This is a genomic window from Shewanella psychrotolerans (assembly GCF_019457595.1).
Classification (GTDB): Bacteria; Pseudomonadota; Gammaproteobacteria; order Enterobacterales; family Shewanellaceae; genus Shewanella; species Shewanella psychrotolerans.
On sequence record NZ_CP080419.1, the window covers coordinates 1,034,407 to 1,051,188 of the forward strand.

Sequence of the window (16,782 nt, forward strand, 5' to 3'; positions counted from 1 at the left end):
ATTTAGTAAATATAGAAGGACATTTTTTCATTAATGAAACGATATTATTGCGCAAACTTTCACCGACAAAATTATCATTTGTTTTTGCTTCGTTTTAGGTTCATGAAGCCTTTTTCAAATGACTGTATCAAACGGTTGTTTAATTTTTTTGTTTAAGCGTACATGTGTAACCTTATGAAAAATTAAGGTTTTAATTTTTTTGTTGGCTTGTAACTGTAAAATAAGGTGTTTTTTGTTAATTAGAATGTTTGATCTAATGCTTGTTTTGTGACGTAATGCACATAAATCTAATGGTCGGATGAGTCTGAAAGATGAGTATAAGAACAACATTTAAAAAAGTACTACCGAGTATTTCTACCACAGAACAAGAAGCACTTGACGCTGGCGATGTTTGGCTTGAGGGATCGATTTATCAAGGGATTCCAGATTTTGATGCACTGCGAGCGGTACCCGCTGCAACCTTGTCTGCGAGTGAACAAGCATTTCTTGAAGGTCCTGTGCAGCAACTTATCGAAATGGTGGATGATTTTGCGCTGCAAAATGATACTCATCTACCTGATGCCATTGTTAATTTTCTCAAAGAGAATAAGTTTTTCTCTTTGATCATACCTAAAGCATACGGCGGACTCGAATTTAGCCCTTATGCTAACTCGACTATTGTGGCTACCATTGCCGCGAAAAGCTCAGCGGTAGCAGTTACCGTGATGGTGCCTAACTCATTAGGCCCTGGTGAGCTGCTGATGCATTATGGTACCGAGGCTCAGCGTGATTTTTGGTTGCCACGCCTTGCGAATGGGCAAGAGATCCCTTGTTTCGCATTAACTAGCCCTGAAGCCGGTTCTGATGCGGGCGGTATTCCTGATATTGGCACCGTTACCATGGGTGAATATCAAGGTGAGCAGGTACTTGGTTTGTCGGTCACTTGGGACAAACGTTATATCACTTTGGCGCCAATCGCTTCCGTGTTGGGATTGGCCTTTAAGGTTGAAGACCCTCAAGGTTTACTCGGCGGTAAAGAGCAGTTAGGTATCACCTGTGCGCTTATTCCTAAGTCGCATCCCGGTGTTCAATTAGGCAACCGCCATGATCCCATGGGGTGTCGTTTCTACAACGGGACCACTCGCGGTGAAAATGTCTTTATCCCAATGGACTTTATTATTGGCGGTCAACAAAATATCGGCCGAGGCTGGCAGATGTTGGTTGCTTGTCTTGGTGCGGGACGTGGGATCTCTTTGCCTGCATTAGGCGTATCGGTCAGCCAAGCGTCATTTAAATCGTCGGCCGAATATGCCGCGGTGCGTGAACAGTTTGGTTTGTCGATTGGTAAATTTGAAGGTATTCAACAGAAGCTTGCCGATATCGCGGGCAAAACCTATCTGCAAGAGGCGATGCGCGTGTTAACTACTGAAGGGCTAGGGCTTGGACTGAAACCGTCGGTGGTGACTGCGATTGCAAAGTATCACATGACAGAGATTGGCCGCGACGTGCTCAATTCTGCGATGGATATTCAAGCGGGTAAGGCGATTCAACGTGGGCCACAAAATACCTTGGCTTCAGGTTATATGGCGCAGCCCATTGCCATTACCGTAGAGGGTGCCAACATTCTTACTCGTAACTTGATGATTTTTGGTCAAGGCGTAATGCGTTGTCATCCCTATTTGCAAAGCATGGTTGAGTCGATTCACAGTGATGAAAAAGATGCCGATAAGACCTTTAACCGTATCTTTAGACAAACGGTAGGTTACAGCGTTGGTAATAGTTTACGTGCTTTCCGTTTAGGGTTATTACCTTTTACTGCGGGCGCTAAATCGAACCTGAGCGAAGTTGCCGAGTATGAGAAAGCGGTACATAAGTTGGCGTCTAAGCTTGCGGTTTATGCGGATTTTTCACTGTTAGTATTAGGTGGTAAGCTGAAACAGGCTGAGATGTTGTCGGCACGTTTGGGTGATGTGATGAGCTATCTTTATGCCGCTATGGCATCGATTCGTTACTACGAGCAGAAGGTTAGCGCAGAGCAGCGCAGTGAAGCGACGCCTTATTTCCACTATGCGACTCGCTGGGCTCTTGTAAATGCAGAGAAGGCACTGCTCGATTTCCTCGATAACTTCCCGTCTGCTGCGACTCGTCAGTTTATGAAGCTAATCACGGTGACTTACTCGCCTAAGATGAAGAAGATCAATGACGATCTTGTGCGTGAGCTTGCTCATCAGGCGCAACTTAATACTGGCTTTAAGCAGCAGTTGACCCACCTTATTAAGCCCGTCGCCGGTGATGGTAACGATATCAATGAGCAAGCTTATCTGGCGAAGATTGCTTGCTTACCAATGCTTGCTAAGGTCAAAAAAGGCTTAAAGCAGCGCGCCTTTAAGTCTGGAGTTCGATTTGCTTTAACCTTGGATGCTGCCTTAGAGGCCAAGGTGATCTCAAGCGGCGAATATAAGCAGCTTCAAGATTACAATCTTAAACGTGAGCGTGCTATTCGTGTCGATGAGTTTGATTTCGATATGAATTTAGTTGATGAGCGAGTTGAGCTTAAGATTGCTAACTAAATAAAATCCTTAAACGCCTATTTAAGCCGTCTACATAGACGGCTTTTTGCTATTCAATAGAGGGTAACTACAGTTACTTTCTTATATTGATGGATATGGACATTGCGATAAATAGACCTCATTTTAAGGTATGATATTTGTCAGAATGAGGTCAGTTCATTAATCTGGTTGATGAGATAGTTTGATGAGATAGGTTGATAAGATAGGTAAATAGGATGGCGCATATTCAGTGTTAAAACGACAAAACTATCATCGGCTTGGCCCTGATTATCGTAGCGGTGAACAGGTTAGCTTTAATGATATTAAAGAGGTTTTTGGCCTTAACCATATTCGGCTTGGTAGCTGGGTAGAGACCGAAGAAAAGCACAAGGCTGCCAATCTTATTTTTGATGCGTTTGCTGATTTAGCATTTATATTGAAATTGCCGCCTAAAGCCATAGGGCTGAGACAGAGTTTAAATTTAGCTTTTGGCACAGGGGGGCAGGTCGGCGTACAGGCGCATTATATGCCTGCTCATCGTGAGTTGGCATTGGCTAAGAATGCCGGGGCTGGCGCACTAGCACACGAGTTTTGGCATGCATTCGATCACTATATCGCGACTAAAGCCTACCATATTTCTACTAGAGGTATCGCTTTTGCTAGCAGTTGCTGGCTTAGCGATATGAAGCCGATAGTGCATCCATTAAACCTGCGTCTGGAAGGGTTATTTAAAACCTGCCTGCTAAGTGAAGATGGTCAAGAAGGGCATGATTTTGTCGGTCGGGCCGTTGCACTCGATAAGCAATATGGCCGGAACTACTTCTCTAAACCGACGGAGTTAATGGCGCGGGCATTTGAAGCCTGTATTGAGATCCATCCCGATATTAGCAATCCCTATTTAGTGAATGAAACATTGGATTCCGAACTTGCTAAAGCGGGAGGCTATCCCGATGAACGCCATCGGCGTCAGATATTCCAGCAGCTGCTTAATTACTTCGAGCCATTAGGTGAGGCATTAGGGCGAGAGTAGTTCACCCTATGTGGTTAAAAATCAGAAAATTATTCAACCCCGCTTTGCGACTATTCTATCCATTGCTGCGATTATTCTACCCAATGTAAAACGTCTCTAATCACAGACCAGCGTGGTTTTTCTTCTACAGCGCCTTTGCCGAGCATCCAGTAGTTGTATAACTTTTGCTGGTGGCCATCGACTTTACGCAGTTTTTGCCAGTTATTGACATAATTCAGTAGTGATTGATTATCTTGAGCGACCGCGTAGGCAACTGGGTATTGCACCTGATTTTCTAGCAGTGCAATACCGTATCCAGGGAAGAAAAGCGTCCAGGCAGAGCCTGCTTCAGCACTGATAATGACCGCATCATACTTATCTGACTTCTGCCTGAAGAAGTGCTTATAGCCATCGATTTTGACGAAGTTTAAATTGGTATAGTACGCCTTGGCTTCATCGATAAGATCGCTGTGTTCAACATAAGCGATAGTGGTGTCTTGCATTGCTAGAATGGTTTCATTGCGCTTGAAACTGTTGACTTTATGGTCTTTGGTTGCAACAGCAAGGTTGAGTTTTAGCACCGGATCGACATAACTGAGCTTATCCATTTGGGCTATATCCATCGCCAGACCTGACATGGCAATATCGAAAAACCCCGCCTCAAGTGATTCTGCGAGTTTGTCTTTATCAAAGGGGATAAACTCCACTTTCACACCAAGATCTTCAGCCAGTTTGGTGGCCATTGCACTATCGAATCCCACCAGTTGCCCAGCGTTGTTGTAGTAACTAAAAGGCACGTTACTTGGGATATAACCCACTTTGACCACGCCGCGTTGACGGATCATGCTAACGCTTGCAATCGGCGAAGTAGGGGTTTTGCCGACGATAGGAAACTGCTTGTTAACTATGGTTGGAACTTTATCTGCTACCTGCATATTGGCAATAACGCCGCTGGTGACATCGGGGCTGTGAATGAAAAGTCCCATACCGAGTCGGCAAACGATTAGTGTTAGAGCGATACTGGCGATGATTCCTACACTCATTTTTATTAATTGTGGTGGGCGAACTCGTAAACGCTTTTCAAACAGTGCGACGGTAAGCAGTGTGAGTGCGAATAGATTCATTACTGCGGTGATTGAGTTAAATTTACCAGTAATAAAACCCGACATGACAAACAGCTGGAATAGATCTTGAGGCAGGTGAACCAGGTCTAGCATGAAGGGGATTGCCACATAGACACTGCCAAACAGCGATAACAGACCGCTTATCGATAGCGATGGCAGATCGCTAATATCGACTGGCGTCCCGTTAAACCATCCCGCAAACAGCACAAATAGGATCACCGTTAGCTTGCCGATATTAGGGAAGGTAAATGCGATAGGAACTAATATTTCGATTAGCGTTTCGGCGTCATCGCTTAGGCTGTCATGTTCGCGCATGATCTGTTTACACTCTTCGACAATCACAGGGATCACGATAAAAATATTACCGGTAGCAAATGCTGTCACTACGCTGGATTTAGAGATACGTAGCGCTTGGGCATAAGTGACTGGCGTTACCGAGGCGATGATCCAGGGTAGCACCCAAAACGTGAGTAGCAGACACAGGGCGAAGTAGCTGATGAGGTAAACCTGCATACTGGCAAATTCATCCCCCCCCATGGTACCGGCTGCAGAAGCTGACATTGCAAAAATGCCAATCGGCAATACCTTTACTAGCGTCTGAGTTATCTTAGAGAAAATCTCACTGCAAGTGTGCATAAAGCTGATGAGCTGTTGTTTGTTATCGCCCTCTATCCCTATAAGTGCGAGCCCCATAGCAATGCTAAATATCACCATTGCAGGAACATAACCCGCGGCCATTGATTCAAATGGATTTGACGGAATATAGAGCTTGAAGTAATCGATAGTAGCCGCGGGCTCAATAATGCTGGTACTAAAGAAGGAGGCGGTTTCAACAAAAGGGAAAGAGAGTGGCATTAGGGCGACAAAGACTAATCCCACCAACCAAAGCAGCAGCATAATCACTCCTGCTCGGCTAAATATTAGACTTGCGGTCGAGCGTTTTAGCTTACCTATACCACCAACCAGGGAGACCAAAATATAGGGCAATACTGTCATCTGCATTAGTAAGATAACGCTAGTGCCGATACTGGTTAACCAGCCAACGGATTCACCGAAAAAAATGCCTACGGCAAAACCAATAAACATTGCAACTATCATCTGAGTTGAGCTTTGCATTGTAAGCAGTTTTTTTAGCACTGGTATATTCCCATTGAGCGCGGTGATGTCTAAAAGTAGAGATAAATTGCTTTAAATAAAACAGAGGCTGAATTATAGAGTGGGCAAGGTATAAGTTTAAAGATGCTTTAGCTAGTTTTTAACAATTGAACGGTGGAATGTGAGGTAGCGCGTGGCTCAAGGGTGAGTATTTATTTTTTAAATAGGTAAATGCTGAGTCATGAAGGTGTAGTATTAACGACTGATTGTGAGTTGAAATAGGTGATTTCAACTCTAGGAGTGATAAACTGCAGTAAGTTTTGTTGTCATCACTAATCGCATCATAAGGATATGTAGAAATGGACTTTTCTCGAAATCATCGATTCATGACGCTTATTGGCTGTAGTTTTTTGTGTGCGGCAAATGTAACAAATGCCTCCGAACTCGCCACTACAGCCTCAAACGCACATCAACTGACTATCTTTAAGCAGCAACTAGGTCTGTATTTCCCAAGTCATTGGCGACTTGCTCATAGTGAACAAATTGGCACTATGTTTTCGGCTGAATTTGTACCACAGCAGGAATTTCTCACCAGTTGGTCGTCACTCTATTGTATTCAGGCTTTCAAAGGGTTAGCTAATGCCATAGAACCTGAGTTGTTTCTCGACACCTTTGCCAGCAACTATCAACAGATTTGTGAGGGCGAGGTTAAGTATCAAAAACTGGGGGCATCATCGATTGAGGGAAAGCAGAGCTATAGTGCAATGCTGACTTGCTCAAAAATGCCCCATACCCATAGAGGCGAAAGTAAACAAGATGTGGCCATGGGAGAAATCGGTCATTACACAGTGATAGCTGGCGCAGACGATCTGTTTTTGTTACATCGTTCAGCTCGAGGGGATGATTTACTTTCGGCTACTCATTTTTCGGTTACGCCGCCACTAAAAATGGTGGCTGATATAACCACTTTGCGTTAGTTCTATTTTTATTTCTGGTTCGGTTAGTTGGCCTGTTTTCAGCGATGGCTGTTGGTGATTAGACTAGATTGAGCTGTTTTACTTACCAATAATTTACTTATTGGTGTGATTTTTTATTGCGCTTTTCATCTGTTATCTAAAGTCAATAAAGCTTCACAAATCTCATTGTCATTAAAATTAAATTAAAGTTTTTAATTATTTAATATATTATTGACGTGCGGTGGGGTGGATGGAGCTATTGCATAACTCTTGGATCCTTATTGGGTATTTATTACATATTTTACGTAAACAAAAGGAATAATATGGAACATTTTATTGGTGCGTTTAAAAAGTTTGCTGATTTTACCGGTCGCGCACGTAGAACAGAGTTTTGGATGTATATTCTGTTTTACTTTATCTTTTATATCGCGTTGGCTGTGGTCGATGGAATATTAGGGACCTTTGCATTAACAGGTATATTCTCTTTAGTTATGTTGATCCCGAGTTTGTCTATTTCGGCGCGACGTTTACATGATACTGGTCGTTCAGGTTGGTGGCAGTTGCTCTGCCTTATCCCACTTATTGGCGCCATTGTGCTGATTATTTTTTATGCACAAGATAGTGTTGAAGACAACGAATATGGTGGCAATCCGAAAGCATTCGCTGCGGCTTAACCATACATCATTATTTTTAAGGAGGCTTAGGTCTCCTTTTTTATTGCCTTTGCTTGCTATTTAATAGCTTGATTCTTGGCAGAAGCAGTTAGACATTTATACGTGTAGACGTCTATAATGCCCCGTTCTTGAATAGTCGTTAGTGATTTTCTACGAAATATAATATTATTGATGACTAATTAAAGACAACCAAATTCTAGTTAATCTTTTGTGGTGCCCTGATACGTGTTATGCGTAATAGGGATAATCGGGAAGCCTGTGAAAATCTGGCACTGCCCCCGCAACGGTGAAAGGTGAAAGTTGGATGCGTTTACGTTAAGCGTTAAAAAAATCCAATCTTGTCGTATAAAAAGTGATTCACTTTTTGTACTTATCCTCAGTCCGGAGACCGGCCCTAAAGGTGATTTTGAGATTTCGGCGGGCAGATCTCGAAATGCGATAACTCTCACCAGCACTTGGTGTTATTTACCGTGACTTCTTGCCCCGTTTCCCTTTTAGGAGTTAAAGGAAAATGGGTACAAAACCTACAACAATTGCCGTATTACTCGGTGCAATGTTATCTGTTTCTGCACCACTTCAGGCGGCAGAAGCGACTAACCAAAATGCAACTCAGATTGACGAAACCATTACGGTCATCGGTCGAAGCGAATCAACCCCATTAAATATTGCTGCCAATGTTAATGTGATTGACGCGGCTGCTATCGAGATGGGTGGCGCGACCACCTTGACAGATGTATTGCGTGGTCAAAGCGGTATTCAAATCTCAGATTCAAATTCAGGTGCGGTGTTTGCGATGCGAGGTTTTAGTGCTAGCCAAGCAGCAAACAATACCTTGATCCTTATTGACGGTCGCCGTCTTAATAATATTGATATCGCTGCACCTACGATCAATGCTATTCCACTTAATCAGATTGAACGGGTTGAGATTTTATCGGGTAGCGCAGGGGTGCTTTATGGTGACCAAGCGGTAGGTGGCGTGATCAATATTATTACTAAAGCGCCAAATGGCGCTGGTGGCAGTGTTCAAGTGTCTGCTGGTAGTTTCGATACTTATGAAGGCCAAGCCGAAGGCTCAGTTGCTATTAATGACAGATGGCGATTATATGCGGCTGGCAGTTACAACCAAGGTGACAATTATCGCGACCATAATGCTAATGAAACTTCATCTGTTTTAGGTCGTCTCCAGTACCGTGATGATCTGCAAGAGTTTTTTGTTGAAACGAGTTACTACGATAACCATCGAGAACTTGCGGGTGATTTAACATTGGAGCAGATAGAGGATGACCCTCGTCAGTCAAATGCTACTCTTGTAGGCGCTCCCGATAGTTATATGCATGAGATGACAACAGCAGCCAGAACTGGATATCAACGTCAACTTAGCGAGCAATGGGCGCTACAGGCTGATTTAAATTATTCAGACACTCTGATAACGGGTCTTAATAGCTGGGGAACGGCCAGAAAAGATACTCGTTCACTATTAGAATTTATGCCTAAAATTATCGCGAATATAGCGACAGACAGTGGCATGTTGAATCTCGTTACAGGTGTCGATTTGAGTCGTGGAGAGTCTGATTTCAGCAGTGGACGCAGCAATGTCCAAGAGCAAGTGAGTGCTTACGTACAGGCTACTGTCCCGCTCACTCAAAGTGTCAGCTATGTGGTTGGTGGACGTTACGCCGAAGTAGCTGATGATCTTGTTGATCCCCAAGCGTATCCCGATGGCGTAGATTTAGATCAGGATGCTCACGCATTTGAACTTGGTCTTAACTATCGCCCAACAGCGAATCATCGTCTATATGTTCGAGCCGATGAAAATTTCCGCTTTGCAAAAGTTGATGAGCAAGCTTATACACCTGCAAGTGTCGTAGGGCTTAAGCCGCAAACGGGTCGTTCTTATGAAGCGGGTTGGGACTGGATTTTCAGTGGCAATAGTTTGCGTGTTAGTGCGTATCGCTTAGATTTGGAAGATGAAATTGTATTTGATTCCAGCGCTGAAACCCCAACCGGTGGAAGCTTTCCTGGTGCCAACGTAAACGCTGATGCATCGCGTCGCTATGGTGTGAGTTTGGATTGGGATTGGCAAGTGACCCAAGCAGTTCAGTTAGGTGTTGAATACAACTATATTGATGCCGAGTTTACTGACGGGATCAATGATGGCAAGTCGCTATCTTGGGTCGCTGAGCACAGTGGTCGTGCTTATGTTAGTTATGATATCTATGAACATTTGCAGCTATTTGCTGAAGGAGTCTATACAGGTGAGCGTTTCATTGAGGGCGATGACGGCAATGTTGACCCTAAACTCGATGACTATTTGCTAACTAATATAGCGCTTAACTATACCCGCAATGCGTGGCTAGCGAGTTTACGTGTTGATAACTTATTTGACGAACAATATGTCAGCGCTGGTTATTATAGCGCTTGGGGTAATGGTTATTATTCAGGCAGTGGACGCGCAGTGCGTTTAACGGCGAGCTATCGCTTCTAAAGGCGTTGATGTTGAGCTAACGGCTAAACCGATCCCAATACAAGGCCTAATGCCAGATCAATAGATAAAAAAGCCAGTCAGCTTTACTGACTGGCTTTTTTTATGCCTGTTGGTCATGATGGCATCAACACCATATCTCAATAGATATAGATCGAGGAGACTGTTAAAGATGAAGTTGAAATGGTTGCTGGTTGTGGCGGCGCTGGTTCTCATTGGCGTGTTCTGGCCAAATAGTCATCGAACATTAGCGCCACTTTCTCCTGATGCTAATATTTTGGCCTTTGGCGATAGCTTAACTCAAGGCGTCGGTGCGTCGAAGGGAAGCGATTATCCTAGCGTGTTAGCCAGATTAACAGGATTAAATGTGATTAACGCTGGGATTTCTGGTGAAACAACTTCTGAGGGGCTAAGACGGTTTGCAACTGTACTGGATGAAACCGCGCCCGAGTTGGTGTTGCTGCTTGAAGGCGGCAACGATTTTCTGCGCAATGTAGATGAACAGCAAGTAGAAGCTAATCTTGCTTTAATGATTGAACAGGCACAAAGTAGAGCGATTACTGTGGTATTAATCGCAGTTCCGCAAAAGAGTCTTTGGCTCGAACCTGCTAAACTCTATTCTCGTCTTAGCGATAAATATCAGCTGTTATTAATTGAGGATTTTTTAACAGATCTGCTAAAATTACCAGAGGTTAAATCCGATACGATTCACCTTAATGATGCAGGATATGAACGCCTTGCTGAACATATTGAGTTGCAACTTAGGCAAGCTGGCGCATTGTGAATTTTGGCCATCGTTTGGTGCATAGACTCTCCAGCGGTATAGCGTCATCGAATTGTAAAGTGACAGAAAGTTGTCATCTTACGGTGTTAAAGCACTAGATTTGATTAGTGCTAGCGTAACAATGTGGAAATATTTGGGTTAGACTTCTCTTTTAACCTAAATCGACTTGACCACGGCGGGCATTTTGTGGGTAAATTCTCGGATAACAAATGGCGACTTGCCAGAATAATAAATCAGGTTAATAACTTCTCATGACAGATCTTGAGCATCAAGTATTCACTCAAGTACGTGCAATTATCGCCAATGAAGAGCAGGTCATTGGTCGCCGTGGCATTCTGATCCCATTGAAAAAGGCTATCATTGCAGATGGTGATATTCGCAATGTGATTGACATTGTTTCTTCCGATCCTGCGCTTGCCGCTCACATGTTGTGGCGTAGTAATGTAGCTGCAAATGTTGGCGTTACCGTTTCTTCAAAAAATCGTTCACTGAAAGATGCATTAGTGCGTTTGGGTCAGGTGAATATTTACCGGTATGCTTTTACTTTTTATCTTAAAGAGCGCTTGGATGAGCTGCCACAACCTTATAAAAAACTGGTTTTTGGTTACTGGGCGCTAACAGAAAGTATTGCGACCAATGCTGTCGATAGTTTGCATCAAATGGAAGGGGTTAATATTAATCCTGATGAGGTGCAAACATTAGCGTTGTTTAGTGTATTTGGTGAAATTATTGCACTTACCGCATTCGCTTATTTAAATGCCGAATCAGAGCAGTCGTTCCCCCTCTCTATTATCAAATCATTAATTGATAATCAAAAACAAACCTTAACCCTTGAAGCATTCGTATCTTTAGGCTTAGATGACGAGCTCAAAGAAGAGTTCATGATCGCCCATAATCTACGTCAAACGCGCAACCCTGATTCCCCAGGGTTAGTATTGCGTCGCGTATTATCTATGCGTAATCAGTTGCTTAATCCGCTATAAAAATGACGTAATAGTTCACCAGTGCTAAAAACTGCCTGTGGTAGTTTTTAGCAGCTCTTTCAACCAGACTATCTGCAATAGCTTGGTTAGACATGTTATTCAGCCGCTTCGGTTCAATCTAATGTAGTGATTGAATAGTATCAGTTAATTAAATTTTGCTTAGCCATTCCCTCTACGGCAACAAGTCCTAACCATTGCTGGGCGAGTCGTGCATTGCTACTACTGTGACGATAAGCGCCAAATAGCGGTCTTTTTAGCCCTTCCTGTCCGAGTTTTAACGTCGCCAACGATAAACCATGAGCTTCATTTATTGACCAACTGGGTAGGGCTGCTACTCCATCTTTACAGGCGATCCGCTGTAAAAGCATAGAGGTAAGATCGCAGCGGATTTGTTTACTGACCGGGATCCCAGCAGGTTCTAAAAAGTGGCGATAGATATCTAAACGCTCTAATGGAACCGGATAGGTGATGAGAGATTGACTGCTGAGTTCGGAGGGGATCACATAGTCCTGTTTTGCTAATGGATGGTCAGTAGCTACTAATAGTTTTACTTCAAAATCAAATAGGTGTTGGTAGGAAATATCTTTGTCTGGTATGGGATCTGACGTCAGTACAACATCTAACTCTCCCTGTTTAAGTGCCGCTAGTGAATTAAACAGATGCCGGCTCGAGAGTTCTAGATTTGTGCGAGGGAAGTTACTATTGAATACTTCGATCACTGGCATCAACCAGCGAAAACAGCTATGACACTCAATGCCTACAAAGAGATCGCCTGCTTCATCATTAAGTCCATTCTTGAGATCGATTTCAGTTTCAATGACTTTAGGCAGTATCTCTTCTGCAAGTGTCAGCAAACGTATCCCTTCTTGAGTAAAAGAGAGTGGTTTACTTTTTCTGACAAAAATCGTCGAATTAATACGGGTCTCGAGCTCTTTTATTTGGTGAGACAATGCCGATTGAGTGACAAAGCGCTTTTTAGCTGCGCCAGCGAGACTGCCACTCTCTTTGAGGGCTACTATTGTTCGTAAATGTCTAAGCTCTATCATTTTTACCTCAGATGAATTTTGCTCATGTTGTGCCTGAAATCAATTCGGTTGCGAAACGACAGGTTAACACAATAAACTTCTAGACGTCCAGACGCCTACTTGTGGTTGTGTCATTTAATATCTCTACCACTTGCTTGCTGTCCTAACTGTGAATTCAGCTCATTTCAAATAAGGGGTATAAAATATGGAATCAATAAACATTGCTTCGCTAGGTTTTCCAAGGATTGGTCGTCAACGTGAGCTTAAGTTTGCGCTAGAAAAGTATTGGCGCGGAGAAATTACTCCTACAGCACTTGAAGATGTTGCCAGCTTACTCCGTCAAACGCACTGGGAGTGGCAGGCACAAGCGGGCGTTACTCATCTGCCTGTGGGGGATTTTGCCTATTACGATCAAGTATTAACCCTCAGTGCCACCATTAATGCGATTCCTGAACGCCATCGTGACGGCGATAAGGTCGATTTAGATACCCTATTTAGAGTGGCTCGTGGACGAGCGCCAACAGGGACGGCCACCACGGCTTCGCAGATGAAGAAATATTTCAATACTAACTACCACTATATCGTGCCAGAGTTGAGCCAAGATCAAACTTTTAAGATCGCCTTCGACCAGATTTTTAATGAGGTTGAGCAAGCAAAAGCCTTAGGGTATCAGCCAAAACCAGTGATCTTGGGGCCATTGTCTTATCTCCACTTAGCAAAGTGTAGCGGGCAAGAATTTGATAAATTGAGTTTATTGCCTCAACTTATTGAAGTATATCAGGCCATTCTTGAGCGCTTTGTCGAGCAGGGGGTTACTTGGGTTCAATTAGATGAACCTATTTTAGCGTTAGAGCTGGATGAAGATTGGCGAGCACCGTTCGCCGATACCTACAAAGCGCTAAATGGCACCGATGTAAAACTATTACTGGCAACCTATTATGGCTCGGTCGAACACCATCATGAGCTTATTAGTGATTTGGATGTTGCTGGATTACATCTTGATCTGGTGAGTGCACCTGAGCAATTGTCAGCGTTTGCAGCAAGCTTAAAGCCTGAACAAGTGCTAAGCCTCGGAGTGATCAATGGTCGCAATGTGTGGGCGGCAGAGCTTGATAATATAGCTAAGCAGCTTACGCCAGTGGTTGCCGATTATGGTGAACAGATTTGGCTAGCACCGTCTTGTTCACTATTGCACACTCCCGTCGATCTTGATGTGGAGTCTGAGCTTGAACCATTTTTGCGCCAACAATTGAGTTTTGCTAAACAGAAATTAGAAGAACTTCACCAATTACAAACGCTGTTAGTCGAGCCCGATTCTGTTGCATCTCAAGCGATCGTTACCCACTGTGTTCAAAGGCGCACCGCGAGAAAAAATGCGGCTAATAGCCAAGTGAATGCTCGGGTGGATGCGTTAACTAGTGTGGACTTTGAGCGTCAAAGTGGATTTGCCTTGCGTCAAGTTAAGCAACAAGAGCGTTTCCGTTTACCTTTGCTACCCACTACAACAATCGGGTCATTTCCACAGACTCCTGCAATACGAGGACTTAGAAACCGCTGGCGCAAAGGGGAGCTGACCTATGCTGCTTATAATGAACAATTACAAGCGGTAACGCGAGACAGTATTTCTCGGCAGCAAAAGTTAGGCATCGATGTGTTAGTCCACGGTGAAGCCGAACGTAACGACATGGTGGAATATTTTGGTGAGCAGTTAGATGGCGTCGGGTTTACCCAATTTGGCTGGGTACAAAGTTATGGCTCGCGTTGTGTTAAGCCACCGCTGATCTACGGTGATGTGTCGCGCCCGCAACCTATGACGCTCGATTGGGCAACATATGCCCAGAGCCTAACAGATAAGCCTGTAAAAGGGATGTTGACGGGGCCTGTCACTATTTTACATTGGTCGTTTGCCCGTGAAGATATTAGTCGTCAGCAGATCGCAAATCAGATCGCATTGGCTATTCGTGATGAGGTAGTTGATCTGCAAAATGCTGGCATTGGTATTATTCAGATCGATGAGCCCGCATTTCGTGAGGGCTTACCGCTAAAAGAGTCGCAATGGCAAAATTATTTAGACTGGGCGGTCAATGCATTTAAACTGAGCGCGGCGGGTGTTGAAGATGATACTCAGATCCATACACACATGTGTTACAGCGAGTTTAATGCCACAATCGCTTCAATAGCAGCGATGGATGCCGATGTGATCACCATTGAGACGTCCCGCTCTAATATGGAGTTACTTAATGCCTTTGAAGACTTTGAGTATCCAAATGAGATCGGTCCTGGAGTGTATGACATTCATAGTCCTAACATCCCAAGTGTTGAGCAGATGGTTGCGCTTATCGATAAGGCAGCGACTAAGATTCCAGTTCGTCAGCTATGGGTCAATCCAGATTGTGGATTAAAGACTAGGACGTGGGATGAGGTAGAGCCTGCACTACAAAACATGGTGAAGGCCACTAAGGAGCTGAGAAGACGCCTTGGGTAATGACTCTGGCGACTCTTTGCCTTTAGATTAAGTGGGTGGCCAGATCTCTGGCCGCCCTTTGTCTTTTGAATCTTGGTTATCGTGTGTTATTGCTAGCAGCACTGAGGTTCGCGGCGATCTCGGCTCGTCGCTCATCGAGTCGCTGCTCAAACAGTGCCTGCTCGGCCTCGCTAAAGCCTTGCTTGAGGCTGGCTAAGCTAATCTCCATCTCACCGGTGGGCAGAAAATAGAACTCATCTTCTAAGGCTATCTGCGCCCAGATGGCGGCATCGACCCTTTGTCCCAGCTCTGTGCAGGCCTGATGTAGAGGTTCCAGCGCTAGGTTTTCACCTGTGAGAACTGCGCGCTCCAGATAAGGGATTGCTTCTCTCGGGTGGCATCGCCCTCTATCATCTTCATGGAGCAGACGTTGCCCATGGGTAACGTCTATGCTGGCCTGCTGAGATAGGCTTATCGGGTGCAGGGTCAGAAATTGCTGATACAGGCTGTCCGCCTGCTCCTTCTCATGTTCACCCATCTTGGTACTTAAATCCTTGACCCGCGCCAAGTGGTAGGGTGCTGGATCGATGGCCGCTAAGCGATAATAAGATAGGGCCGTAGGTAGATGGCAGCGGGTGCCCAGTCCATCTTCATGGGCCTTGCCCAGGAGGAAGAGGGCGTCTGTCCACCACTGCTCGGCCAGAGGCGTCAGCAGGGCGATCGCCTCAATGTGGCTGTCGCGGTCAAGTTTATGATTGAGTAGCAGCTCGCCCAAGTGGTAGGTAGCGCTGTCATTATCCATGGCGATGGCTTGTCGCAGACACTCCTCCGCCTTGGGGATATCCTGAGGTAGCTCTTTGCCTTGCTGATAGAGGCGGGCCAGCTCGATGAGGGCAAAGTCATTATCTTGGGCCAGTTCGCGCATCAAACGCTCGGCTTCACTGGGATCGGCAGGGCCGCCTTCACCGCTAAGTAGCATTCTCGCCAGCAGACTCTTGGCGCTGGTATCGCTATCAATAATCTTTTGTAGCAGTGCTCTGGCCTTGGCGGGGTCAGGCTCGCCATGGCGCGGTGAGAGCCAGAGGTTGGCGAGATCGTACTTTGCTTCAACCTCTCCCGCCTCAGCGGCCTGGGTCAGGTAATGCAGTGCCTGAATACCCTCAGGGTCGAGTAGCGGACTCTCCTGATAGAGCTTACCAAGTTCTGCCTGATGCTGGCTATTGCCCTGGTCAGCACCGGGTTTCAACATGGTTTCCAGCTGTGAGCTGTTGCCTTCCTGGGTGGGGTGAACATTAAATTTCAGCATCTGGCGCTGAAGCTGAGCAAATTGCTCATCGAGTTCGGCAGCTTTTTGAAACCAGTCGTTGGCCTTGGCCTGGTCAAATAGGTGGGTATCTTCGAGGTTGTAGAGTTCACCGAGGAACTGCGCTGCATGGGCCATTCCCATGGCCACTGCTCGTTCCAGGTAATCGATAGCCTGTGCTTCTCGACCGCTGTGCAGCAGCTGGTTTGCGAGAAAAATCACTTGTTCGGGGCCGCCGGTGACTTCGATTGGTTGTTTATTACGCCAGGTGATGTAGAGCGAAACTAAGGTAACGAACAGCAGGGCTAAGAATATAAATAAAATAACGGTTTGCATTGTGATCCTTCACATTGTC

11 protein-coding genes and 1 riboswitch are annotated in these 16,782 nt (G+C 44.9%); of the genes, 8 read left to right on the forward strand and 3 right to left on the reverse strand.

Going from position 1 to position 16,782, the window contains the following annotated elements; all coding sequences use genetic code 11:
* Window positions 1-311 precede the first annotated feature (311 nt).
* Together K0I62_RS04585 and K0I62_RS04590 are read left to right on the forward strand one after the other, a co-directional pair.
* Complete coding sequence (locus K0I62_RS04585; RefSeq protein WP_220070344.1) at window positions 312-2,549, forward strand: acyl-CoA dehydrogenase; 2,238 nt, start codon at window positions 312-314, stop codon at window positions 2,547-2,549.
* Window positions 2,550-2,778: 229 nt separating this feature from the next.
* The gene (locus K0I62_RS04590; protein WP_220070345.1) at window positions 2,779-3,558 is read left to right on the forward strand and encodes a CLCA_X family protein; all 780 of its coding nucleotides are present in this window, start codon (window positions 2,779-2,781) and stop codon (window positions 3,556-3,558) included.
* A 71-nt stretch (window positions 3,559-3,629) separates the two neighbouring features.
* Here K0I62_RS04590 and K0I62_RS04595 read toward each other — a convergent pair whose 3' ends face one another.
* Window positions 3,630-5,759, reverse strand: coding sequence for a cation:dicarboxylate symporter family transporter (locus tag K0I62_RS04595; protein ID WP_258405085.1), 2,130 nt, complete (start codon window positions 5,757-5,759; stop codon window positions 3,630-3,632).
* 356 nt (window positions 5,760-6,115) lie between these two features.
* Between K0I62_RS04595 and K0I62_RS04600 the strand changes: the two genes are divergently transcribed.
* From K0I62_RS04600 to K0I62_RS04620, 5 genes are all read left to right on the forward strand, one after another.
* The gene (locus tag K0I62_RS04600) at window positions 6,116-6,733 is read left to right on the forward strand and encodes a hypothetical protein (protein ID WP_220070347.1); all 618 of its coding nucleotides are present in this window, start codon (window positions 6,116-6,118) and stop codon (window positions 6,731-6,733) included.
* A gap of 302 nt (window positions 6,734-7,035) precedes the next feature.
* The gene (locus tag K0I62_RS04605; protein WP_220070348.1) at window positions 7,036-7,386 is read left to right on the forward strand and encodes a DUF805 domain-containing protein; all 351 of its coding nucleotides are present in this window, start codon (window positions 7,036-7,038) and stop codon (window positions 7,384-7,386) included.
* 194 nt (window positions 7,387-7,580) lie between these two features.
* Window positions 7,581-7,797: riboswitch (cobalamin riboswitch) on the forward strand.
* Window positions 7,798-7,897: 100 nt separating this feature from the next.
* Window positions 7,898-9,871, forward strand: a complete 1,974-nt coding sequence (locus K0I62_RS04610) for a TonB-dependent receptor (RefSeq protein ID WP_220070349.1) — start codon at window positions 7,898-7,900, stop codon at window positions 9,869-9,871.
* 169 nt (window positions 9,872-10,040) lie between these two features.
* Window positions 10,041-10,652: an arylesterase gene (locus tag K0I62_RS04615; RefSeq protein ID WP_220070350.1), complete on the forward strand. Its 612-nt coding sequence runs from the start codon at window positions 10,041-10,043 to the stop codon at window positions 10,650-10,652.
* Window positions 10,653-10,903: 251 nt separating this feature from the next.
* Window positions 10,904-11,635: an HDOD domain-containing protein gene (locus K0I62_RS04620; RefSeq protein WP_220070351.1), complete on the forward strand. Its 732-nt coding sequence runs from the start codon at window positions 10,904-10,906 to the stop codon at window positions 11,633-11,635.
* Window positions 11,636-11,775: 140 nt separating this feature from the next.
* Here the strand turns inward: K0I62_RS04620 and K0I62_RS04625 are convergent, their stop codons facing one another.
* The gene (locus K0I62_RS04625) at window positions 11,776-12,681 is read right to left on the reverse strand and encodes a LysR family transcriptional regulator (protein WP_220070352.1); all 906 of its coding nucleotides are present in this window, start codon (window positions 12,679-12,681) and stop codon (window positions 11,776-11,778) included.
* Window positions 12,682-12,874: 193 nt separating this feature from the next.
* Between K0I62_RS04625 and metE the strand changes: the two genes are divergently transcribed.
* Window positions 12,875-15,145, forward strand: a complete 2,271-nt coding sequence (gene metE / locus K0I62_RS04630) for a 5-methyltetrahydropteroyltriglutamate--homocysteine S-methyltransferase (RefSeq protein WP_220071280.1) — start codon at window positions 12,875-12,877, stop codon at window positions 15,143-15,145.
* A gap of 76 nt (window positions 15,146-15,221) precedes the next feature.
* Here the strand turns inward: metE and K0I62_RS04635 are convergent, their stop codons facing one another.
* On the reverse strand, window positions 15,222-16,763 hold the full coding sequence (locus K0I62_RS04635; protein WP_220070353.1) for a tetratricopeptide repeat protein: 1,542 nt from the start codon (window positions 16,761-16,763) through the stop codon (window positions 15,222-15,224).
* Window positions 16,764-16,782 lie beyond the last annotated feature (19 nt).

Coding starts and splice junctions, on each gene's coding strand:
- K0I62_RS04610 (WP_220070349.1), top strand. CDS start 7,898: ATGGGTACAAAACCTACAACAATTGCCGTATTACTCGGTGCAATGTTA.
- K0I62_RS04600 (WP_220070347.1), top strand. CDS start 6,116: ATGGACTTTTCTCGAAATCATCGATTCATGACGCTTATTGGCTGTAGT.
- K0I62_RS04585 (WP_220070344.1), top strand. CDS start 312: ATGAGTATAAGAACAACATTTAAAAAAGTACTACCGAGTATTTCTACC.
- K0I62_RS04635 (WP_220070353.1), bottom strand. CDS start 16,763: ATGCAAACCGTTATTTTATTTATATTCTTAGCCCTGCTGTTCGTTACC.
- K0I62_RS04605 (WP_220070348.1), top strand. CDS start 7,036: ATGGAACATTTTATTGGTGCGTTTAAAAAGTTTGCTGATTTTACCGGT.
- K0I62_RS04615 (WP_220070350.1), top strand. CDS start 10,041: ATGAAGTTGAAATGGTTGCTGGTTGTGGCGGCGCTGGTTCTCATTGGC.
- K0I62_RS04595 (WP_258405085.1), bottom strand. CDS start 5,759: ATGATAGTTGCAATGTTTATTGGTTTTGCCGTAGGCATTTTTTTCGGT.
- K0I62_RS04620 (WP_220070351.1), top strand. CDS start 10,904: ATGACAGATCTTGAGCATCAAGTATTCACTCAAGTACGTGCAATTATC.
- K0I62_RS04625 (WP_220070352.1), bottom strand. CDS start 12,681: ATGATAGAGCTTAGACATTTACGAACAATAGTAGCCCTCAAAGAGAGT.